Origin of the sequence: Aeromonas enteropelogenes, assembly GCF_000819845.1 — a bacterium.
GTDB lineage: Bacteria > Pseudomonadota > Gammaproteobacteria > Enterobacterales > Aeromonadaceae > Aeromonas > Aeromonas enteropelogenes.
On sequence record NZ_CDCG01000037.1, the window covers coordinates 472,070 to 488,006 of the forward strand.

14 protein-coding genes are annotated in these 15,937 nt (G+C 57.3%); 4 read left to right on the forward strand and 10 right to left on the reverse strand.

The features are described 5' to 3' along the window. From rseP to rpsB, 8 genes are all read right to left on the reverse strand, one after another. Positions 1-1,353, reverse strand: a complete 1,353-nt coding sequence (gene rseP / locus BN1123_RS14900; protein ID WP_042027950.1) for a sigma E protease regulator RseP — start codon at positions 1,351-1,353, stop codon at positions 1-3. Continuing rightward, the gene (gene ispC / locus BN1123_RS14905) at positions 1,353-2,546 is read right to left on the reverse strand and encodes a 1-deoxy-D-xylulose-5-phosphate reductoisomerase (RefSeq protein ID WP_042027952.1); all 1,194 of its coding nucleotides are present in this window, start codon (positions 2,544-2,546) and stop codon (positions 1,353-1,355) included. The genes rseP and ispC overlap by 1 nt, the downstream gene beginning before the upstream one ends. Continuing rightward, complete coding sequence (locus BN1123_RS14910; protein ID WP_042027954.1) at positions 2,546-3,403, reverse strand: phosphatidate cytidylyltransferase; 858 nt, start codon at positions 3,401-3,403, stop codon at positions 2,546-2,548. Before BN1123_RS14910 ends, ispC begins: the two co-directional genes overlap by 1 nt. Positions 3,404-3,430: 27 nt before the next feature. Then, the gene (gene uppS, locus BN1123_RS14915; RefSeq protein ID WP_042027957.1) at positions 3,431-4,207 is read right to left on the reverse strand and encodes a polyprenyl diphosphate synthase; all 777 of its coding nucleotides are present in this window, start codon (positions 4,205-4,207) and stop codon (positions 3,431-3,433) included. Positions 4,208-4,279: 72 nt separating this feature from the next. Continuing rightward, on the reverse strand, positions 4,280-4,837 hold the full coding sequence (gene frr / locus BN1123_RS14920; protein WP_042027958.1) for a ribosome recycling factor: 558 nt from the start codon (positions 4,835-4,837) through the stop codon (positions 4,280-4,282). A 47-nt stretch (positions 4,838-4,884) separates the two neighbouring features. Beyond that, positions 4,885-5,619: a UMP kinase gene (gene pyrH / locus BN1123_RS14925; RefSeq protein WP_026457972.1), complete on the reverse strand. Its 735-nt coding sequence runs from the start codon at positions 5,617-5,619 to the stop codon at positions 4,885-4,887. A gap of 71 nt (positions 5,620-5,690) precedes the next feature. After that, on the reverse strand, positions 5,691-6,572 hold the full coding sequence (gene tsf, locus BN1123_RS14930) for a translation elongation factor Ts (RefSeq protein ID WP_026457973.1): 882 nt from the start codon (positions 6,570-6,572) through the stop codon (positions 5,691-5,693). Positions 6,573-6,676: 104 nt separating this feature from the next. Further along, the gene (rpsB, locus tag BN1123_RS14935) at positions 6,677-7,405 is read right to left on the reverse strand and encodes a 30S ribosomal protein S2 (RefSeq protein ID WP_005303470.1); all 729 of its coding nucleotides are present in this window, start codon (positions 7,403-7,405) and stop codon (positions 6,677-6,679) included. Between the two features lie 373 nt (positions 7,406-7,778). On the opposite strand from rpsB, the gene map reads away from it, so the two are divergent. From map to BN1123_RS14955, 4 genes are all read left to right on the forward strand, one after another. Next, positions 7,779-8,567 (forward strand): type I methionyl aminopeptidase, encoded by a 789-nt coding sequence (map, locus tag BN1123_RS14940; protein WP_042027960.1) that lies wholly within the window; start codon positions 7,779-7,781, stop codon positions 8,565-8,567. 84 nt (positions 8,568-8,651) lie between these two features. Further along, entirely contained in the window at positions 8,652-11,279 is a 2,628-nt protein-coding gene (gene glnD, locus BN1123_RS14945; RefSeq protein ID WP_042027961.1) for a bifunctional uridylyltransferase/uridylyl-removing protein GlnD, read from the forward strand. Between the two features lie 184 nt (positions 11,280-11,463). After that, the gene (gene dapD / locus BN1123_RS14950) at positions 11,464-12,291 is read left to right on the forward strand and encodes a 2,3,4,5-tetrahydropyridine-2,6-dicarboxylate N-succinyltransferase (RefSeq protein ID WP_026458010.1); all 828 of its coding nucleotides are present in this window, start codon (positions 11,464-11,466) and stop codon (positions 12,289-12,291) included. A gap of 204 nt (positions 12,292-12,495) precedes the next feature. Next, on the forward strand, positions 12,496-12,879 hold the full coding sequence (locus BN1123_RS14955; RefSeq protein WP_005303475.1) for a DUF3461 family protein: 384 nt from the start codon (positions 12,496-12,498) through the stop codon (positions 12,877-12,879). 232 nt (positions 12,880-13,111) lie between these two features. Here BN1123_RS14955 and ptsG read toward each other — a convergent pair whose 3' ends face one another. Both ptsG and BN1123_RS14965 read right to left on the reverse strand, forming a co-directional pair. Next, positions 13,112-14,542 carry a PTS glucose transporter subunit IIBC gene (gene ptsG / locus BN1123_RS14960; protein WP_042027964.1) on the reverse strand — a complete coding sequence of 477 codons (1,431 nt, stop codon included), beginning with the start codon at positions 14,540-14,542 and terminating at the stop codon, positions 13,112-13,114. A gap of 421 nt (positions 14,543-14,963) precedes the next feature. Then, positions 14,964-15,929 (reverse strand): MalM family protein, encoded by a 966-nt coding sequence (locus BN1123_RS14965; RefSeq protein WP_042027966.1) that lies wholly within the window; start codon positions 15,927-15,929, stop codon positions 14,964-14,966. Between the last annotated feature and the right edge of the window lie 8 nt (positions 15,930-15,937).

Here is a 15,937-nt window from a genome sequence, read left to right on the forward strand (position 1 = left end):
TCAGAGGCGAGCGAAATCGTTAAACAGCGCAATACCCATCAATAACATCAGAATGGCGGCGCCGATCCTGAAACCCACTTCCTGTACTTTCTCCGATACCGGCTTGCCGGTAATAGCCTCGATCAGGAAGTAGACAAGATGACCACCATCCAGCACCGGCAAGGGGAACAGGTTGATGATCCCCAGGTTGACACTGATCAGTGCCAGAAAACTCAAGAAATAGACCAGACCATAATCGGCACTGCTACCCGCTCCCTTGGCAATGGAGATGGGCCCGCTCAGGTTGTCCAGCGACACTATGCCGCCGATCAGCTTGCCAATCATGTCGAAAGTGAGCGTGATCAGGCTCCAGGTCTTGTCGGCACCCTGCCACAGCGCCTGCAAAGGCCCATACTGTAACAGAATTCGATATTCATCCGGTAATGGAACCAGTTGCGGAGCGAGTCCGACATAACCGACCACCTTGCCCTGTACCTTCCTGCTATCCGGGGTCAGGGTCAAGCCGAGATCTTGGTTGTTGCGCTCCACCACTATCTGTAGCGGCTCGCCTGGCGACTGTTGCACCTGTTCGACAAACTGGAGCCAGGTGGTTATCTCCTGATCGCCCACCTGCTTGATGCGATCACCGACCTGCAGACCCGCTTGTTCACTGGCACTCTTGGCCACCACCGAAGCCACCACAGGCAACATCTTGCCACCCAGGGGAACTATGCCAAGGCTGCCGATGGGAGACTCTTTGTCAGGGTCGAAAGTCCAGCCTTCCAGCGACAGGGTCTTCTCGGTGGCATAGCTGGTCTGCGGCGCCTGCACCTTCAGGGTGACCGACTTGTCACCCAGATGGCTGATGAGGGCATAGGTCACGCTCTCCCAGTCACCGGTCTGCTCATCCCCTACCCCGACGATCTCGACACCAGGCTCGATACCGGCCTGAGCCACGATGGAGGCGGGACGCACCTCGCCAATCACGGGTTTGACACTCGGCACCCCGATCATGAACATCAGCCACAGGGCGACCAGGGCAAACACGAAGTTAGCCATGGGACCGGCCGCGACGATGGCCATCCGTGCCCAGACGCTCTTGTGATTGAACGCCTGCTGCTCTTCACCGGGTTTGAGTTCATCGACCCGGCCATCCAGCATCTTGACGTAGCCCCCGAGCGGGATCAGTGCCAGCACATATTCGGTACCGTCCTTACCCATCCGGCGCCAGATCGCCTTGCCAAAACCGATGGAGAAACGCTCCACCTTGACACCACAGCGACGGGCCACCCAGAAGTGGCCGAATTCATGCACTGCAACCAGCAGGCCCAGCGCAACGACAAAGGCGCCGATGTTCCACAATACACCGCCCATCAGCCAATCTCCTCAATCAGGTGGTGGGCACGGGCACGGGCCGCACCATCCAGGGCAAACAGATCATTGAGAGAACTGACGGCACTGTTCTCCAGCGCCAGCATCACGGCCTCGTTGATCCGGGCGATATCCATGAAACCGATCCGCTCGGCCAAAAAGGCTGCGACAGCCTCCTCGTTGGCGGCATTGAGCGCCGTGGTGGCCGCTTGTCCCTTCTGGCAGGCGTTGATGGCCAGTGCCAGACAGGGGTAGCGATCGTAATCGGGTCGAATGAAGCTGAACTCTCCGACACTGAAAAAATCCAAAGGTTCCACGCCGGAAGGGATGCGATTGGGATAAGCCAGCGCATGGGCGATGGGGGTACACATGTCCGGATTGCCGAGCTGGGCCAGCACGGAGCCATCCTTGTACTGCACCATGGAGTGAATGACGGACTGCGGGTGAATGACCACCTGGATCTGCTCGGGGGCGGCGTTGAACAGCCAGCGCGCCTCGATATATTCCAGTCCCTTGTTGATCATGGTGGCGGAATCCACCGAAATTTTGGCACCCATCGACCAGTTGGGATGGGCAATGGCCTGGGCCGGGGTCACCTTGGCCAGCTCAGCCACCTCGGTATAGCGGAACGGACCACCTGAACCGGTCAGCAGGATCTTGCAGATCCCCGCCGCAGCCAGATCGCAGAAGCCAGGCTGACGCTGGATGGCGGTCGGCAAGCACTGGAAGATGGCGTTGTGCTCGCTGTCGATGGGCAACAGCTCGGCGCCATGTTCGCGCACCGCCTCCATGAAGAAGGCGCCGGACATCACCAGCGCTTCCTTGTTGGCCAGCAGGATGCGTTTGCCGGCACGCACCGCCGCCATGGTGGGTGCCAGTCCTGCCGCGCCGACGATGGCCGCCATCACGCTGTGGGCATCGGGATGTGCCGCAACCTCGCACAGGGCCGCGGGGCCGGACATCACCCGGGTCTGGCTGCCATGGGTCTTGAGGCGGCTCGCCAGCTCGCGGGCAGCCTCCTCGTCAACCATGACGGCAAAGCGCGGGGAAAATTCGAGACAATCCCGCAGCATGGCATCCACGCTGCGGGCGGCGGTCAGCGCCAATACTTGCCAACGGCCCGGGTTATGGCGCAGCACCTTCAGGGTACTCTGACCGATGGAGCCGGAGGCTCCCAGAATCACCAGGTTACGCATCAGAACTCCTGACTGAGCAACAGATAGCTGAGCAAGAAGACCGGCAAGGCGGCGGTCAGGCTGTCGATCCGGTCGAGCACACCGCCGTGACCGGGCAGCAGGGTACCGGAATCCTTGATGCCCGCCTCGCGCTTGAACATGCTCTCGGTCAGATCACCCAGCACGGAGGCCAGCACCGCCAAGAGGGAGCAGAACAGCACTATGCCCATCTTGACAGGCACAAAGCCCATCCACCAGGTCACACCGATGGCCAGCAGACTGGCGGTAAAGAGGCCGCCACACATGCCTTCGATGGTTTTACCCGGGCTGACGGCGGGCGCCAGCTTGTGCTTGCCGAACGCCTTGCCAAAAAAATACGCGCCAGAATCTGCCGCCCAGACCAGTCCCATGACGAACAGCAATATCCAGGCCCCCATCATGGGGTCGTGGTAGAAGTTGTAACCGCGAATGGCCACCAGGGACCAGAAGAAGGGCACCAGGGTTACCAGGCCAAACAGGGACTTGAGCCAGACGGATTCACGCCACAACTTGGCGCTTTGGGGGTAGCGCAATACCAGGATCAGCCCCAGCAACCACCAGCTGGCAGCGGTCCAGAGCACTCCCATCACCAGAGGATGCAGGCCAGGGGCCCAGAGTTGTTCCACCGGCAAGCAAAACAGGCTGGCGCCGAGCAACAGACAGAATACGATGGGCAACCACTGCAGCGGCTTGGCCGACACGAAGGTGCTCCATTCACGACTGGCCAGCAAAAATACCAGCGATGCCAACAGGGCAAAAAACTTCAATGGCAAAAAGAAGAGCGCCCCCAGGACCAGGGGGATCAACATCAAAGCAGTAATAATTCGTTGTTTTAGCAAAAGAAACCTCTCTCTTGGGAGCGGGGTTTAGCCGGTCTGCTGCTCGGCGATCAATTCCCGGATCTGTTCACCCGTACAGCCGAAGCGGCGCTCACGCGCCACGAAAGAGGCGACCGCCTCGCTGAACTCGGCTTCGTTGAAATCGGGCCACAATACCGGGGTAAAATAGAGCTCGGCATAGGCGAGCTGCCATAACACAAAGTTGCTGATGCGATGATCACCACCGGTCCGGATCAACAGATCCACGGGGGGCAGATCGGCCATGCAGACGGCACTGCTCAGCATGGTTTCATCAATGTCATCGGCCGCCATTTCACCGGCAGCCACGGCCCTGGCCAGCTTGCGGGCAGCCTGGGCGATATCCCACTGGCCCCCGTAGTTGGCCGCAATATTCAGCGTCAGTCCCTTGTTGTTGGCGGTCAGCGCTTCCGCCTTGGCGATTTTTGCCTGCAATCGTTCACTGAAACGAGAGGTATCGCCGATCACCTTGAGCCGGATCCCGTTGTCGTGCAGTTTTTGCACCTCGCGCCCCAGCACGGTGACAAACAGCTCCATAAGAGCACTAACCTCCCCTTCCGGGCGACGCCAGTTCTCGCTGGAGAAGGCAAACAGAGTCAATGCCTTCATCTTGGCCCGCGCCGCAAAGGTGACCGCCTCGCGTACCGACTTGACGCCTGCCTTGTGCCCGTAGACCCGCATCTTGCCTCGGTTCTGGGCCCAGCGACCGTTACCATCCATGATGATGGCGACGTGACGTGGCAAAGACGAGTTGGCACAATCACCCAACGCAGCCAAAAGCGACATGTTTTTCTCCCACAAAGACAAAAGCGCCGTGCAGGGGCACTACACGGCGCTCGTAATATACCTTTCGAAGCCTTAGATTTCCATTAGCTCCTTCTCCTTTGCGGCAAGGGCCTCATCGACCAGCTTGACGAAGGAGTCGGTCAGCTTCTGGATCTCTTCCTGGGCACGACGGTCGTCATCTTCGGAGATCTCTTTCTCTTTCAGCAGCGCCTTGAGGTCGGCGTTGGCATCGCGACGGATGTTGCGCACGGCCACACGGGCGTTTTCTGCTTCGGCACGCACCACCTTGGTCAGATCGCGACGACGCTCTTCGGTCAGCGGCGGCAGCGGCACACGCAGGGTCTGGCCGTTGCTGGACGGATTCAGGCCCAGATCGGAGGTCAGGATCGCCTTTTCAACGGCCTGGATCATGGAGCGATCGAAGATGGAGATGGAGAGGGTACGAGCATCTTCTGCCACCACGTTGGCCAACTGTTTCAGCGGAGTGGCAGCACCGTAGTACTCAACCTGGATACCGTCGAGCAGGCTCGGATGAGCACGACCGGTACGGATCTTGGACATCTGGGTCTTGAGCGACTCAACGCTCTTGCCCATACGGTCCTTGGCGTCGTTTTTAATCTCGTTGATCACAGTGGTTTTCCTTTTGGCGAACGAGCCGTCTACAGCTCGTATCTATCTTATTTGCTGACGTGATGGATCAGGGTGCCTTCCGGCTCACCCATGATAACCCGGCGCAGGGCACCCGGTTTGTTCATGTTGAACACGCGGATCGGCAGGTCATGGTCACGGGCCAGAGTAAAGGCAGCAAGATCCATCACCTTGAGCTCTTTTTCAAGAACTTCATCATAACTCAGTTCATGATACAGCACGGCATCCGGATTCTTAACCGGATCCTCGTTGAAGACACCATCGACCTTGGTGGCTTTCAGCACCACGTCGGCTTCGATCTCGATCCCGCGCAGACAGGCGGCAGAATCGGTAGTAAAGAAGGGGTTGCCGGTACCGGCGGAGAAAATTACCACCTTGCCAGCGCGCAGCTGGCTGATGGCTTCTGCCCAGACATAGGAGTCACAGATCCCTTGCAGGGAGATGGCAGACATCAGACGGGCATTCACATAAGCACGATGCAGGGCATCACGCATGGCCAGACCGTTCATCACGGTCGCCAGCATACCCATGTGGTCGCCCACCACACGGTTCATGCCAGCTTTGGCAAGACCGGCGCCACGGAACAGGTTGCCGCCACCGATGACCAGACCGACCTGAACACCCAGCTCAACCAGTTCTTTGATCTCTTGGGCCATCCGATCCAGCACGGCCGGATCAATGCCAAAACCCTCGGATCCTTGCAGGGCTTCACCACTCAACTTCAGAAGAACACGTCTGTATGCAGGCTTGGGATTGGTACTCATGTCACTGATTCCTGGTCATATAAAGACCGCGACATAAGTCGCGGTCTGGGGAAACGGAAAAACCGGTTCGATTAGGCCTTTTGAGCGGCCGCGATTTGAGCTGCAACTTCAGCAGCGAAATCGGTCTCTTGCTTCTCGATGCCTTCGCCCACTTCGAAACGGGTGAAGGAAACAACGTCAGCACCTTCTTTCTTCAGCAGTTCGGCAACGGTCATGGAAGGATCTTTCACGAACGGCTGACCAGTCAGGGAAACCTCACCGGTGAACTTCTTCATGCGGCCTTCAACCATCTTCTCGGCGATCTCTTTCGGCTTGCCAGAGTTGACGGCGATGTCGATCTGGATTTCGCGCTCTTTGGCAACGACGTCGGCAGATACATCTTCCGGCTTGACGAATTGCGGGCTGTTGGCAGCTACGTGCATGGCCAGATCTTTGGCCAGCTCGTCGGTACCGCCGACCAGCTTGGTGATAACACCGATACGGGAACCGTGAACGTAGGTACCCAGGTTGTCACCTTCAACCAGCATCACGCGACGCAGGTTCATGTTCTCACCGATCTTGGCGATCAGGTTGGTGATGGTCAGCTCTACGGACTCACCGTTGCCGAAGTCAGCGGCTTTCAGCGCGTCAACGTCAGCGATCTTCTGGGTAGCGGCGATCTCGACGATCTTCTGACCCATGGCCAGGAAGCCGGCATCCTTGGAAACGAAGTCAGTTTCGCAGTTCAGCTCGATCATGACGGCAACGTTGCCTTCGGTACGGGCGAAGATCACGCCTTCAGCGGCGATACGGCCAGCTTTCTTGGCTGCTTTGGCCTGACCGGATTTACGCATGTTCTCGATAGCCAGCTCGATATCACCGTTGGCTTCTTCCAGCGCTTTTTTGCAATCCATCATGCCAGCGGCGGTGCGCTCGCGCAGTTCTTTTACCAGGGCGGCAGTAATGTTTGCCATGTCCAGTATCCTCGGTCTTGAATTGACAAGAAACAGGGGCCACAAGGGCCCCTGCTAACCAATTACATCAGCTTGGTTAATAAGGGCTTTACAGACCTTATCAATTACTCAGCTTCAACGAAGCCATCTTGTTCAGCTTGAACAACGATGTCCTGAGCGCGAGCTTCCAGTACGGTGTCAGCAGCAGCATTCAGGTACAGCTGAACGGCACGGATAGCGTCGTCGTTACCCGGGATGACGTAATCAACGCCGTCCGGGTTGGAGTTGGTATCAACGATGGAAACTACCGGGATACCCAGGTTGTTGGCTTCTTTGATAGCGATGTGCTCGTGGTCGGCATCGACAACGAACAGAACGTCAGGCAGGCCGCCCATGTTCTTGATACCACCCAGGCTCTTCTCCAGCTTTTCCATTTCGCGAGTACGCATCAGCGCCTCTTTCTTGGTCAGCTTGTCGAAGGTACCGTCCTGGCTCTGGGTTTCCAGATCTTTCAGGCGCTTGATGGACTGACGAACGGTTTTCCAGTTGGTCAGCATGCCGCCCAGCCAGCGGTGGTTGACGTAGAACTGGTCGCAACGCTCAGCGGCTTCTTTGACGGCTTCAGACGCGGCACGCTTGGTACCTACGAACAGTACCTTGCCCTTCTTGGCAGCTACGGAGCTGATGAAGTTCATGGCATCGTCAAACATCGGAACGGTTTTTTCCAGGTTGATGATGTGAACTTTGCTGCGGGCACCGAAGATGTAGGATTTCATTTTCGGGTTCCAGTAACGAGTCTGGTGACCGAAGTGAACGCCGGCTTGCAGCATGTCGCGCATAGAAACTTTAGCCATTTTATACCTCTGTATTGGGGTTAGGCCTCCACACATCCCATGTAACCGACCCCAAAGGGGCACCCCGGTACAGGTGTCGATGTGTGTGTGTTGTTTAAGTAAGGGTGATGAAACAGGGACCCATGATCCCCATTCCGGCGCGCTTTATACCATAAGTTTGCTCAGGACACCACCGGCGACACATCAAACGGGTGTGAAATCTGGATCCCGTCAGGAGAGGCTGCAACGTCGATTTGACGATGTGATGACAATCACACTGGAAGTGAGCAGGGGTTGCGGATAAAATTTTGCCCTGATTGCAAACGCATCTATTTTTCATTACCTGCCCGACCAGCCGTTGCTGGTTGTTGTGGTAGGCCGCAAGAGAGATCCCATGTCCATTAAAATCAAGACACCGGAAGAGATTGAAAAGATGCGCGTTGCCGGCCAATTGGCCGCCGATGTGCTGGTCATGATTGCGCCCCATGTCAAAGCTGGCGTCACCACTGACGAACTGAACACCCTGTGCCACAACTACATCGTTGACGTGCAGCAGGCCATCCCGGCCCCTCTCAACTACCATGGCTTCCCCAAATCCATCTGCACCTCGGTGAATGATGTGATCTGCCACGGCATTCCGAATCACAAGAAGCTGCGCGACGGCGACATCATCAACCTGGACATCACCGTCATCAAGGATGGCTACCACGGCGATACCTCCGCCATGTTCATCGTGGGCGAGACCACGCCGCTGCGTCGCCAGCTGTGCAAGGTCGCCCAGGAGAGCCTCTACGCCGCCATCAAGACGGTGCGCCCGGGTGCCTGCATCACCGAGATCGGCGCCGTGATCCAGCCCATCGTCGAGAAGGCCGGCTTCTCCGTGGTACGTGACTACTGCGGCCACGGCATCGGTGCCGAATTCCACGAAGAGCCGCAGATCCTGCATTACCGCAATAGCGGCAAGCTGGAGCTCAAGGCCGGCATGTGCTTCACCATCGAGCCCATGGTCAACAGCAAGAAGTATCACTGCAAGGTCAACCCGAAAGATGGCTGGACCGTGACCACCAAGGATGGCGGCGACTCCGCCCAGTGGGAACACACCCTGCTGGTGACCGAAGATGGCTGCGAGATCCTGACCCTGCGCCCTGACGACACCATCGACCGTTTCATCAAACACGGTTAACATTGAACCCCGGCTCTGCTCAGAAGCGCCGGGGTTTTTATTGCCCGTTTTCGCCATTTCCCAGCCACCTGCGTGTGAGATGCCATGGACGCCAGCCTGCTTTCCCCCCACCTGTTACCCGACGATCAGCTCACCCGTGACAACTGCAAGGAGTACCTGAGTCGTTTCCTTGGCTGGCTGCACGCCCGCTTCGACGCCGGCGACAACATCATCGAGCTGGTCGCCACCCGCTCGGAGTACATGGATCAGCTGCTGACCCGGTTGTGGCAAAAATTCGGCTTCGACAAAACGGATCTCACCCTGATCGCGGTGGGAGGGTATGGCCGGGGTGAGCTGCACCCCCACTCCGACATCGACCTGCTGATCCTCTATGACGGGGACGAGCTGGACGAGGTGCTGGGGCTGCGCATTGGTGAATTCATCACCCTGTTGTGGGATCTGAAACTGGAAGTGGGCCAGGCGGTACGCAACGTGGCAGAGTGCATCGAGCAGGGGCGGGCCGACATCACGGTGGCCACCAACCTGATTGAGGCGCGCTACATCACCGGCCGCCAGGCGGGGTTCCAGCAGCTCAGGGAGGCGACCGGCCCAGAACACTTCTGGCCAAGCGAGGCCTTCTTTCGCGCCAAGCGCCAGGAGCAGGCCGAACGCCACCAGCAGTTCCTCGGTACCGCCTACAAGCTCGAACCCGATCTCAAGTGCAATCCGGGGGGCCTGCGCGACATCCAGACCCTAGCCTGGGTGGCCCGCCGCCACTTCGGCGCCACCACCCTGTTCGAGATGACCAGCCACGGTTTTCTCAATCGCGCCGAATACCGCGAACTACTCGACTGCCAGAACTTCCTGTGGAAGGTACGCTTCGCCCTGCACATGGCCATCAACAAGGGGGACAACCGCCTGCTGTTCGATCGCCAGCGCACCGTGGCCCAGATGCTGGGGTTCGAGGGGGAAGGCAACACCCCGGTCGAGCAGATGATGAAGCGCTTCTACCAGACGGTGCGGCGAGTCTCCGAACTCAACGAGATGTTGTTGCAGCTGTTTGACGAGGCGATCCTCGGCAACACCGCCATGGACGTGCGCCGCCTCTCCGATGAATTCCAGCTCCGTGGCCGCCTCATCGATGCGGTGGATGCCGAACTGTTTGCCCACGAGCCCGTCGCCATCCTGCGCCTCTTCTACCAGATGGCACAGCATGCCGAGATAGCGGGCATTCACTCGGCCACCTTGCGCCAGTTGCGCGAAGCGCGGCGCAAGCTCAACTGCTGGCTGCAGGATATCCCCGAGTGCCGCCGTCTGTTTATGGCGTTGTTGCGTCATCCCAATGGCATCGGCCAACCCCTCAGTCTGATGCACAAGTACGGGATCCTGGCGGCCTACCTGCCCCAGTGGAACCTCATCGTTGGCCAGATGCAGTTCGACATGTTCCATGCCTACACGGTGGACGAACATACCCACCGGCTGCTCAAGAACATCCATCAGTTTCCCAATCCGGCCAGCCGCCAGACTCACCCGCTCTGCCACGAAGTGTTTACCCGGCTGCGCAAGCCGGAGCTGCTCTATGTAGCCGCCCTGTTCCACGACATCGCCAAGGGGCGGCGCGGCGATCACTCAGAGCTCGGCGCGGTCGATGCGCTGGAGTTTTGCCAGCTGCACGGTTTTGATCGCTACGAGAGCCGGCTGGTCGCCTGGCTGGTGCGCCACCACCTGCTGATGTCGGTGACCGCCCAGCGCCGCGACATCTACGACCCAGAGGTCGTCACCGACTTTGCCCAGAAGGTGCGCGACGAACAGCATCTCGACCTGCTTTACTGCCTGACGGTGGCCGACATCTGTGCCACCAACGACACCCTGTGGAACGACTGGAAGGGCACTTTGCTGCGGGAGCTCTACTTCGCAACCCAGAAGGCGCTGCGCCAGGGGCTGGAAAACCCGCCGGACATGCGCCTGCGGATCCGCGAAAACCAGCGTCAGGCCAAGCAGATCCTGGCCCAGCGGGATGTATCGGAAGAAGCCGTCAACCGCTTGTGGGCCGACTTCAAGGCCGACTACTTCCTGCGCCACAGCCCAGAACAGATCGCCTGGCACTGCCGCCACATCATCGAACACGGCGACAACCCGGCTCCTCTGGTGATCATTGGCAAGCACCCGACCCGGGGTGGCAGCGAGGTGTTCATCTATTGTCGCGACACGCCGAATCTATTTGCCACCGTAGCCTCGGCATTGGATCAGAAGAACCTCAACATCCACGACGCCCAGATCATGAACTCGCGCAGCAACTTCGTGCTTGATACCTTCGTGGTGCTGGAGCCGAGCGGCGAGCCTATCAGCCCGAACCGTACCGCGCCCATCAAGAAGGCGCTGGAGAAAGCGTTGCAGGAGCCCGGCAAGCTGGTGCTGCGCAGCAAGCCGCTGTCACGACGCCACCGCCAGTTCAGCGTGCCGACCCGGGTGGTGTTTCTGCCCCATAAGGGAGAGACCCGCCACACCCTGATGGAGCTGACGGCGCTCGATACACCAGGCTTGCTGGCCCGCATCGGCGCCGTATTCCAGCAGTGCGGGCTGTCGCTCCACGCCGCCAAGATCACCACCATAGGGGAACGGGTAGAGGACTTTTTCAGCCTCACCAATCTGGCGGGTGATCCCCTGACGGCGGAACAACAGCTGCAACTGGAAGAGCGGCTGGTGCACCAGCTCAATCCGCAGCAATCCTGACTGTGACGTGAGCAAAAAACCCTCGCAAGAGACTGTTTACAGAGCGTTTTTACCCTGAGAAACCAGAGGCCTCACCAGGGGTGACACAGAAATGGCCACAAGACTGAAGAAATCGGGTTTCCCCTCTTAAACACGATCGGAAAAGTGTGATACAACAAACAGAATTTTTTAAAGGAAACCTGTCATGACCGAGTTGCAACAGATCATTGAATCGGCCTTCGAGCGCCGCGACACCATCACCCCGGGCACAGTGGATAGCGCCACCAGATCCGCCATCCTGCAAGCCATCGACCTGCTGGACTCCGGCAAGGCCCGTGTTGCCGAGAAGATTGCCGGCGAGTGGGTCGTCCACCAGTGGCTGAAGAAGGCAGTGCTGCTCTCGTTTCGCATCAACGACAACGGCATCATCAAGGGTGACGATGCCCAGTACTACGACAAGGTTCCCCTCAAGTTTTCCAACTACACCGAAGAGCAGTTCCGCGAAGCGGGTGTGCGTGTGGTGCCGCCGGCGACCGCCCGCAAAGGCTCCTTCATCGCCCCCAATACCGTGCTGATGCCCTCCTACGTCAACATCGGTGCCTACGTTGACGAAGGTACCATGGTCGACACCTGGGCCACCGTCGGCTCCTGTGCCCAGATCGGCAAGAACGTCCACCTCTCCGGCGGCGTCGGCATCGGCGGCGTGCTGGAACCATTGCAGGCCAACCCGACCATCATCGAGGACAACTGCTTCATCGGCGCCCGTTCCGAGGTGGTTGAGGGCGTTATCGTGGAAGAAGGCTCCGTCATCTCCATGGGCGTCTTCATCGGCCAGTCCACCCGCATCTATGACCGCGAAACCGGCGAAATTCACTACGGCCGCGTACCGGCGGGTTCCGTTGTGGTTTCCGGCTCCCTGCCCTCCAAATGCGGCAAGTACAGCCTGTACGCTGCGGTGATCGTCAAGAAAGTCGATGCCAAGACTCGCGCCAAGGTGGGCATCAATGCCCTGCTGCGCTCCATCGACGAGTAACTGGCAGACCTTTGAAAAAGAGCGCCTGATGGCGCTCTTTTTTTATCGTCGAAGAATGCTCGTCGGTGCATCTCGCATGATGTTCGGAGAAGGCAGAAAGGGCCTTTTGAACCCCATTTGGATTTTGGCGCCCCTGTCACAGGCAAGCCACACCCGCTCGGTTAAGATAGATGACACAGGATCGTTTCAAACCAAGGAAGCCTGATGTACGAGAATCTGAAGAGCCTGGGGATCCAGGATCCCGCCTCCGTCGACAGCTACACCCTGCGCCAGGAGGCCAACCACGATATCCTCAAGATCTACTTCAAGAAGCAGAAAGGCGAGTTCTTCGCCAAGAGCGTGAAATTCAAATACCCCCGCCAGCGCAAGACCATGCTGGTCGACTCGGGTACCCATGAGTACAAGGATGTCACCGAGATCAACGCCAATCTCAAGTATGTGGTGGACGAGCTGGACAACCTGACTCAGGGCGTGCACGTTCAGGCCGATCCGGATATCAAGCAGAAGATCCTGCGCGACCTGCGCCACCTGGAAAAAGTGGTGCAAAACAAGATCAGCGAAATCGAGCGGGACCTCGAAAAGCTGTAATCCTCCTCTTCCCCAAAGAGCGCCCTGATGGCGCTCTTTTTATTGCCCTACACGCAGAATCCACATCACTGTCTCCACTCTCGAGGCAAACACCTGCTCTCCAAACAGAAAAAACGGTGAATCACCTCATTTCCGCTTATCTGGCACGGCAACCCTCTACACCCCAGCTACAAAACGGAAAAAGGGAGGCTTGCGCCTCCCTTTTCGGAACTCCAGGATTCAAACAACCGGATTAGTTGCTCTTCATCCAGATATCCATGTCGGTTTTCAGGTTGTCGGACTTGGTGCCGAAGATGGCCTGTACGCCAGAACCAGCCACAACCACACCGGCAGCGCCCAGTTTCTTCAGACCAGCCTGGTCAACCTTGGCCACATCTTTCACGCCGACACGCAGACGGGTGATGCAGGCATCCAGAGAGGCGATGTTCTCTTTACCACCGAAGGCGGCAACCAGAGCGGCTGACATTTCGTCTTTGCCTTGGCCCACGGACTCCTCGGCAGTCTCGTCTTCACGACCCGGAGTTTTCAGGTTCATGGCTCGGATCACGAAGCTGAACACTACGTAGTAGATAGCTGCGTAGACCAGACCCAGGCCCACCAGCAGCAGCATGTTGCTGGCACGCGGAGACTGTACGACGAAGTCGATGAAACCGTTGGAGAAGGTGTGACCGTGAACCACGCCCAGCATGTTGGTCAGCACGTAAGCCAGACCAGCCAGTACGGCGTGGATGGCATACAGTACCGGTGCCACGAACAGGAAGGAGAACTCGATCGGCTCGGTGATACCGGTCAGGAAGGAGGTCAGGGCAGCGGAGGCCATGATACCAACGACCTTGGCACGGTTTTCCGGCTTGGCGGCGTGAGCAATGGCAAACGCGGCAGCAGGCAGACCGAACATCTTGAACAGGTAGCCACCGGCCAGCTGGCCGAAGCCGTTACCGGCGGCGCGCGATGCGTCGTCAGCAGTCAGGAAACAGGTCATGATGCCGTGTACGGTTTCACCGGCACCGTTGACACAGGTACCAGCCTGGTAGAAGAAAGGTACGTTCCAGATGTGGTGCAGACCGAACGGGATCAGGGAACGTTCAACCACACCATAGATACCGAAGGCCAGTACCGGGTTCTGGTTGGCAGCCCAGTCAGAGAAGGCACCGATGGCACCACCGACCGGCGGCCAAATCACGGACAGGATCACACCCAGACCGATAGACAGGAAACCGGTGATGATGGGCACGGCACGCTTGCCGGCGAAGAAGCCCAGGTACTCGGGCAGCTGGATCTTGTAGAAGCGGTTGAAGGCCCAGGCGGCGATACCACCAGCCAGGATACCACCCAGCACACCGGTATCGATGCTTTCAACGCCCATGACCGGCGCCATGACTTTCAGGGTGGCGACCATGATGCCGTAGCCAACGATGGCTGACAGGCCGGATACGCCGTCGTTATTGGTGAAGCCAAGTGCCACACCGACTGCAAACAGCAGGGCCATCTGGCCAAACACGGAACCACCTGCCTGCTCCATCAATTGGGAGACGATTTCCGGCAGCCAGCTGAAGTGGGCAGCACCCACCCCCAGCAGAATACCTGCAACGGGCAAGACTGATACGGGCAGCATCAGCGCCTTACCAACCTTTTGCAGATTAGAGAAAGCATTTTTCAACATTGTGTGCGCTCCTGAATGGATTGTCTTCCCTGAACGAATTTTTGAATGAAATAACAGCAGTTCATCCAAATATCGTCGGATCGGGTTTGATTATTTTGACCATCAAAATATAACCCACCGGGTAATAAATTGCTGCTTTCGAAGAGAGAGGAATATTGAATTTGGAGGGGAGATCACAACTTGTTTGGCTGCAATAAAATCTTATTTTCACAAGATAAATTACTGCACGATAAGTCTATTACACAAATAGATAAATTACAGTTTCGCTTTGTATTTTAATAAATCCAAATATATCCACAGGAAACACAGTGTAACATTATGTAACCAACTCCTTTTTATTATTACAGTCTACCGATTAAAAAGGCCTCCAACAAGGGAGGCCTTAAAAATATATTACTCAGTCAAGAAGTCGGGTTAATCCCTACTTTTGAGAACGCTTTACCGCATCGACGAACACCGCCTTGGCCTTGCTGGAACCGGCACGCTCAGCTTCGCTGACCAGCTGCATCGCCTTGTCGATATCACCGGCATTGACCGCTTTCTCGATCTGGGATTGATAGAAGGCTTCGGTTTCACTTAGCATCGCCGGAGCTGGCTTGGCCGCGACCTTGGTCGCCGTTGCAGCTGCAGTCGTAGTCACCACACCTGCTGCTTGTTGGCCTTGGCTCATCGCTACCTTGTCGGCATATTCGGGTTTGAATACCGCTTCAAGGCCGCTGCCTTTGGCCATATCTTTCACCTTGATCTGTACCAATCCCCATGGCGAATGAGGGATAACAGGATCCTTGATGTCCGGTTCTACAGTCCCATTTGCGCGAGCGAATGCCTTGGAGGGATGCAATATGGTGGTACTGGTGGAAAGCTCATCCGCCGGTGCATAAATGATCATATAGGTCTCACTGTCCGCGTTGCCAGGCATACTGCGGTCAACAAATACACGCCCTTCTATCCGATCATTATCCAGCAGATGCGCCGGCTGATAGCTGAATACTGATTCACCAAGGACACGGGTTACCTTGAATTGGCTATCCAACATGATGACCTTGGGCACCATCACTGTTTTACTTACCTGAGACGCAATACCGATAGCCAGATTTCCAGTATTGACGGGCAGGCGATAAGCGGCAAAGTAACTCATGCCCTCTTCAAACTGAAAGCTGGGCTGTTTGCCATCAACCACCAGCAAGGTATCTCCTTCCGGTAAAGATGCATAACTAAAATCATTGAATGACTTGCAGCAACTGACTGCCTGCAACAACGCCTGCTTAGCTTGTTCAGCGTTGTTCAACACCGATGCATGCTCCTGAGTCGGAACCACCATACTGCCAGCACAACCAGCCAACAGCGCAGTAACCATAGCCGTGATAGACATCTTTACCAGTTTCATTCTTCTTA

Bases quoted from the DNA above. Each gene is read 5' to 3' on its own strand.
- rseP (WP_042027950.1), bottom strand. From the start codon at position 1,353: ATGGGCGGTGTATTGTGGAACATCGGCGCCTTTGTCGTTGCGCTGGGC.
- uppS (WP_042027957.1), bottom strand. From the start codon at position 4,207: ATGTCGCTTTTGGCTGCGTTGGGTGATTGTGCCAACTCGTCTTTGCCA.
- glnD (WP_042027961.1), top strand. From the start codon at position 8,652: ATGGACGCCAGCCTGCTTTCCCCCCACCTGTTACCCGACGATCAGCTC.
- map (WP_042027960.1), top strand. From the start codon at position 7,779: ATGTCCATTAAAATCAAGACACCGGAAGAGATTGAAAAGATGCGCGTT.
- ispC (WP_042027952.1), bottom strand. From the start codon at position 2,546: ATGCGTAACCTGGTGATTCTGGGAGCCTCCGGCTCCATCGGTCAGAGT.
- dapD (WP_026458010.1), top strand. From the start codon at position 11,464: ATGACCGAGTTGCAACAGATCATTGAATCGGCCTTCGAGCGCCGCGAC.
- pyrH (WP_026457972.1), bottom strand. From the start codon at position 5,619: ATGAGTACCAATCCCAAGCCTGCATACAGACGTGTTCTTCTGAAGTTG.
- tsf (WP_026457973.1), bottom strand. From the start codon at position 6,572: ATGGCAAACATTACTGCCGCCCTGGTAAAAGAACTGCGCGAGCGCACC.
- ptsG (WP_042027964.1), bottom strand. From the start codon at position 14,542: ATGTTGAAAAATGCTTTCTCTAATCTGCAAAAGGTTGGTAAGGCGCTG.
- BN1123_RS14965 (WP_042027966.1), bottom strand. From the start codon at position 15,929: ATGAAACTGGTAAAGATGTCTATCACGGCTATGGTTACTGCGCTGTTG.
- rpsB (WP_005303470.1), bottom strand. From the start codon at position 7,405: ATGGCTAAAGTTTCTATGCGCGACATGCTGCAAGCCGGCGTTCACTTC.
- BN1123_RS14955 (WP_005303475.1), top strand. From the start codon at position 12,496: ATGTACGAGAATCTGAAGAGCCTGGGGATCCAGGATCCCGCCTCCGTC.